Source organism: Mycolicibacter sinensis (assembly GCF_001673565.1).
In the GTDB taxonomy this organism is placed as follows: domain Bacteria; phylum Actinomycetota; class Actinomycetes; order Mycobacteriales; family Mycobacteriaceae; genus Mycobacterium; species Mycobacterium sinense_C.
The window spans coordinates 1-5,125 of the sequence record NZ_LZMF01000019.1 but is presented as its reverse complement, the minus strand read 5'-3'; the positions used below and the strand labels follow the sequence as shown (position 1 = coordinate 5,125).

Sequence of the window (5,125 nt, the reverse complement as noted above, 5' to 3'; positions counted from 1 at the left end):
CCACCAGATACGGCCGGCCGGTTCCCCCGGAGTACACCGAGCCCTCCGGGTCGGCGCCGATGATCCGCACCCGGCCTCCCGACACCTCCTTGAGGTAGCGGCCGGTGCCGGTGATGGTGCCGCCGGTGCCGATCCCGGCGACGAAATGGGTGACCTGGCCGTCGGTGTCGTTCCAGACCTCCGGGCCGGTGGTCTCGTAGTGGCTCTCCGGGCCGGCTTGGTTGGAGTACTGGTCGGGCTTCCAGGCGCCGTCGATCTCCTCGACCAGCCGGTTTGACACGCTGTAGTAGCTGGCCGGGTCGTCGGGCGGTACCGCGGTCGGGCACACCACCACCTCGGCGCCGTAGGCCCGCATCACGTTCTGCTTGTCCTCGCTGACCTTGTCGGGGCAGACGAACACACATTTGTATCCGCGGCGCTGCGCGACCAGCGCCAGACCGACACCGGTGTTGCCGGAGGTCGGTTCGACGATGGTGCCGCCGGGCTTGAGTGCCCCGCTGGCCTCGGCGGCGTCGATCATCTTCACCGCGATGCGGTCCTTGGAGCTGGCGCCCGGGTTGAGGTATTCGACCTTGGCCACCACCCGGCCGGCGCCGGCGGGAACGATGGAATTCAGCTCGACCAGGGGGGTGTTGCCGATGAGGTCACTGATGTGGCGCGCTATCCGCATGCCTGCCATGGTGTCAGGTTGGGTGTCCCTCCGGGTCAGCCGGTGGCTTCGCGGATGTATTCGCCGATCTGGCGCAGCGAGCGGGTGGCCTCGGGCACGAACGGTGCGGCGAGCTGGAAGACGTGGATCTGGCCGGGCCACACCCGCAGTTCCACCGGGACGCCCGCTGCGGCCAGCACCCTGGCGCCCAGCCGCGCGTCGTGCAGCAGCACCTCCGAGCCCGAGACATGGATCAGGGTGCGCGGCAGGCCCGGCTTGACGTGCTGCAGCGGTTCGAAGACCTGGCCAGGCCGGCCGTGGTTGCGGGCCGCCGCTTCGACCAGTTCGACGAACGCGTCGAACGCCTGGGGCGGAAACATCGCGCCGCTGTGAATGTTCGGATGCGCCTGCTTGGCTTCCTTGGCGATCTCCAGCAGCGGTGACATCGCCACGATCGCCGCCGGGGTCTCGTCGTCCCCGCTCTCGTCCAGCAGTCGCTCGGCCAGCGCCAGCGACAGGTAGCCGCCGGCGGAGTCGCCGGCCAGCACGATCTGGTCGGGTGCATAGCCCTGCCGGCGCAGCCAGCGGTAGGCGTCGTAACAGTCGTCGACCGCGTCGTCGATGCAGTGCTTGGGCACCATCCGGTACTCCACCACCAGCACCGGACTGTCGGCGTACTTCGACAGCTTCGTGACGAGCCGGCCATGCGTGTTGGCCCCGCAGGCCAAGAAGGCGCCGCCGTGCATGTACAGCACGACCCGCCGGGTGCCGTCGGCGGGCAAGACGCCGGCGGCACGCACCATCTTCGCCGTGCAGTGCGGCAACCGGATGCTGGCCCGCACGGTGCCCGGCGCCGGCAGCACCGCCTTGGCGGCGAAGTCCAACAGACCGAACGGCCACGGCATGCGCGGGAGGTAGCTGCCGACCGAGAGCACCGGCCGGACGGTGAGCCGGGTCGCCAGCCACGTCAGCCGTCCCTCGACGCTGGGCGCATCCTCCACGACCTCGACCGGCAGGCCGTCATTGCGGGGGAAGCGGCGGGGTCGCAGTGCCGGGTTCAGGCGGCTGAATCCACGCGGCGAGCTGGTAATCTTGCTGGGCGCGGTCATGGTGCACACTCCCTCCCGCCGGCCCGGGCCGGCACAGCCAACGCGGTACCTCGCATCGTCACACGGAAAAGTCTGTGAAGAAATCTCAGGGTTTGTTCCGATACGGCTTCGGGTCCGCATCGTGATCATTTTTGTTTGCTGCGCGCGGGCGCCCGGGATGCGTGCACGCCTAAACTTGCAGCATGGGGATCCGGGTGGCGCGGCGGTCGGCGATCACGCTGGCCACTGCCGGGGCGCTCGCCTCCAGCGGAACCCTTTACCTGGGTGTGCGCAATCTGCTGGCCGGTCAGGCCGATCTGGCGCGCCAAACCATCCCCCGGGCATGCAAAATCCCGCCGTGCGCCGACGGCATCTACGTTGCCGGCGACGCCACCGTGGACCGTTTTCAGCGCGGCATGAGCGTCGATCTGCACCTGATGATCTTCGGTGACTCGACCGGGACCGGCTACGGCTGCTGTTCGCCCGAGGAGGTGCCCGGCGCGCTGATCGCCAAGGCGCTGGCCGAGCGGACCGGTAAGCGGATCCGCCTGAGCACCAAGGCAATTGTCGGCGCCACCTCCAAGGGCCTCGCCGGCCAGGTCGACGCGATGTTCGTCGCGGGCCCGCCACCGGACGCGGCGGTGATCATGATCGGCGCGAACGATGTCACCACGCTCAACGGCATCGCCGTCTCGGCGCAGCGACTGCACGCGGCGGTGAAACGACTGCGCTCCAGCGGTGCGGCGGTGGTCGTCGGCACCTGCCCCGATTTCTCGGTGATCAGCGCGATCCCACAACCGCTGCGCTGGGTCGCGCATGCCCGGGCGCGACAGCTGGCTCGCGCCCAGACCCAGGCCGTCAAGGCCGCCGGCGGTATCGCCGTTCCGTTCGCCGACTTCTGCGCCCCGGCGTTTCGCGAGTCCCCTGCGCTGCTGTTCGCCCCCGACCAGTACCACCCGTCGGCCGCGGGGTACGCGCTGGCGGCGACTCAGGTGATCCCGGCGCTGTGCGCCGCACTGGACGAGGCCGATTCACACGTGCTGGCCCCAGCGGACTAGATTTCCCTGGAGTACCCGATCGCAAGGAGTCACCGTGCCCGAAGCTGTCATCGTCTCAACTGCTCGTTCGCCGATCGGCCGGGCCGGGAAGGGATCGCTGGTCACCATGCGGCCGGATGACCTGGCCGCCCAGATGGTGCGCGCCGCCCTGGACAAGGTGCCCGAGCTGAACCCGCACCAGATCGACGACCTGATGATGGGCTGCGGCCAGCCGGGCGGTGCGGCCGGCTACAACATCGCCCGCGTCGTCTCGGTGCTGCTCGGCTATGACTTCCTGCCGGGCACCACGGTGAACCGCTACTGCTCGTCGTCGCTGCAGACCACCCGGATGGCGTTCCACGCGATCAAGGCCGGCGAGGGCGACGCGTTCATCTCCGCCGGGGTGGAGACGGTGTCGCAGTTCGGTATCGGTGCCGCCGACGGCGCCCCGAACAGCAAGAACCCGCTGTTCAATGACGCCATGGCCCGCTCCGAGGCCGCCGCGGCCGGCGCCACGGAATGGCATGACCCGCGCGCCGACGGCAACCTGCCCGACGTCTACATCGCGATGGGCCAGACCGCCGAGAACGTGGTGCTGCACACCGGGATCAGCCGCGAAGACCAGGACCACTGGGGCGTGCGCAGCCAGAACCGCGCCGAGGAGGCCATCAAGAGCGGCTTCTTCGCCCGCGAGATCTCCCCGGTCACGCTGCCGGACGGCACCGTGGTGAGCACCGACGACGGCCCGCGCGCCGGCACCACCTACGAGAAGATCAGCCAGCTCAAGCCGGTGTTCCGGCCCGACGGCACGATCACCGCCGGTAACGCCTGCCCGCTGAACGACGGCGCGGCCGCGGTGGTCATCACCAGCGACACCAAGGCCAAGCAGCTGGGCCTCAAGCCGCTGGCCCGGATCGTGGCCACCGGGGTTTCCGGCCTGTCGCCGGAGATCATGGGTCTGGGCCCGATCGAGGCGGTCAAGAAGGCTCTGACCAACGCGAAGATGTCGGTCTCGGACATCGACCTGTTCGAGATCAACGAGGCCTTCGCCGTGCAGGTGCTCGGTTCCGCGCGCGAGCTCGGCATCGACGAGGACAAGCTGAACGTGTCCGGCGGCGCGATCGCGCTGGGCCACCCGTTCGGCATGACCGGCGCCCGCATCACCGCCACCCTGCTGAACAACCTGGCCACCCACGACAAGACGTTCGGCGTGGAGACCATGTGTGTGGGCGGCGGCCAGGGCATGGCGATGGTGGTCGAGCGGCTGTCTTAATTCCGTTGACTCTGCGCTCACCAGGCAAAAGTGCGAGTGACCTGCCTGGTCAGCGCAGAGTCAACGCCGTTTCAGCGCGTCCCACGCCCGCCGGGTTCGGCGGATCACGTCGTAGCCCCGGTGTTCGGCGAGCACTTTGATATGCGTCCAGCCGACGCTTTGGATGTACTCCAGCCGCTCCACATCTTTGACGTACTGCAGCCGATCGGTGCGATGTTGATCGCCGTCGTATTCCACCGTGAGCATGAGGTCTTGCCACCCCACGTCGAGGAAGTATTTGGGGTATCCGTCCATTCCGAGAACGGGGATCTGGGTCTGCGGCCGCGGGAAGCCGGCATTGATGAGGAGCAGCCGCAGCCAGGTTTCTTTCGGCGATTGTGCGCCGGCGTCGACGAGGTCCAGCGCGGCTTCGAGTTGGCGCAGTCCCCGGGTATGCCGATGCCGCGCTGCCAGCTCCGCCACGTCCTCGATCTTGAAATGCGTGGCGTTGGCTAGCGCGTCGAGTCGGGCGACCGCCTGGCCGAGGGTCCCACGCCGGCCCAGATCGAAAGCGGTGCGTTCCGGGGTGGTGACGGATACACCGCGACGGCGCTGGAACTCACCATCCAGGAGCAGGTCGGCACGGGTCTTGACGCCGTGCGGTGCTCGCGCGTTACGCCAGATCAATTCGACGACCGTATCGTCGCTGATCCAGCTTGCACCGTGCAGTGCGGAGGCCGCCAGGCCGGAGATCACCGCCTGGCGATGCGCCCAGAGCCAGGCGGCCGCAGTGCGGTGCTGCAGCATCGGCTTGACACGTCGGTCCAGGTAGATGTTCGGCATGATCGCCGCGTAGTACTTGTCCAACTCGTGCCACGTGACCACACCGGCCGCTAGTGCTTCGCTACCGAGGAACGGTTCGTCATCCATGCCGGAATGCTGCCAATGCCCACCGACAGCACCCCAAAAAGCAGTTGACTCTGCGCGTACCAGGCAAAAGTGCGAGTAGCTTGCCTGGTCAGCGCAGAGTCATCCCTGAAGGGGTGGGGTCCGGTCAAGGGTTGGTGTGCTGCGGTTTGTTCGGTTTCGGAATATGTGC

5 protein-coding genes are annotated in these 5,125 nt (G+C 68.1%); 2 read left to right on the top strand and 3 right to left on the bottom strand.

Annotation, left to right across the window (positions count from 1 at the left end; genetic code table 11):
* Together A5648_RS03460 and A5648_RS03455 are read right to left on the bottom strand one after the other, a co-directional pair.
* Positions 1 to 670: pyridoxal-phosphate dependent enzyme (locus A5648_RS03460; RefSeq protein ID WP_131810513.1), on the bottom strand; the 670-nt coding region annotated here is incomplete at its 3' end.
* Positions 671 to 705: 35 nt separating this feature from the next.
* Positions 706 to 1,758 (bottom strand): alpha/beta hydrolase, encoded by a 1,053-nt coding sequence (locus tag A5648_RS03455; RefSeq protein ID WP_065023210.1) that lies wholly within the window; start codon positions 1,756 to 1,758, stop codon positions 706 to 708.
* Positions 1,759 to 1,940: 182 nt separating this feature from the next.
* On the opposite strand from A5648_RS03455, the gene A5648_RS03450 reads away from it, so the two are divergent.
* Together A5648_RS03450 and A5648_RS03445 are read left to right on the top strand one after the other, a co-directional pair.
* A complete protein-coding gene (locus A5648_RS03450) occupies positions 1,941 to 2,795 on the top strand; it encodes an SGNH/GDSL hydrolase family protein (protein WP_065023209.1) in 855 nt (284 codons plus the stop codon).
* A gap of 34 nt (positions 2,796 to 2,829) precedes the next feature.
* Positions 2,830 to 4,047, top strand: coding sequence for an acetyl-CoA C-acetyltransferase (locus A5648_RS03445; RefSeq protein WP_065023208.1), 1,218 nt, complete (start codon positions 2,830 to 2,832; stop codon positions 4,045 to 4,047).
* Positions 4,048 to 4,107: 60 nt separating this feature from the next.
* Here the strand turns inward: A5648_RS03445 and A5648_RS03440 are convergent, their stop codons facing one another.
* The gene (locus A5648_RS03440; protein WP_065023207.1) at positions 4,108 to 4,956 is read right to left on the bottom strand and encodes a hypothetical protein; all 849 of its coding nucleotides are present in this window, start codon (positions 4,954 to 4,956) and stop codon (positions 4,108 to 4,110) included.
* Positions 4,957 to 5,125 lie beyond the last annotated feature (169 nt).

Excerpts from the sequence above, each read along its gene's own strand:
- A5648_RS03450 (WP_065023209.1), top strand. The coding sequence starts at position 1,941 with ATGGGGATCCGGGTGGCGCGGCGGTCGGCGATCACGCTGGCCACTGCC.
- A5648_RS03440 (WP_065023207.1), bottom strand. The coding sequence starts at position 4,956 with ATGGATGACGAACCGTTCCTCGGTAGCGAAGCACTAGCGGCCGGTGTG.
- A5648_RS03455 (WP_065023210.1), bottom strand. The coding sequence starts at position 1,758 with ATGACCGCGCCCAGCAAGATTACCAGCTCGCCGCGTGGATTCAGCCGC.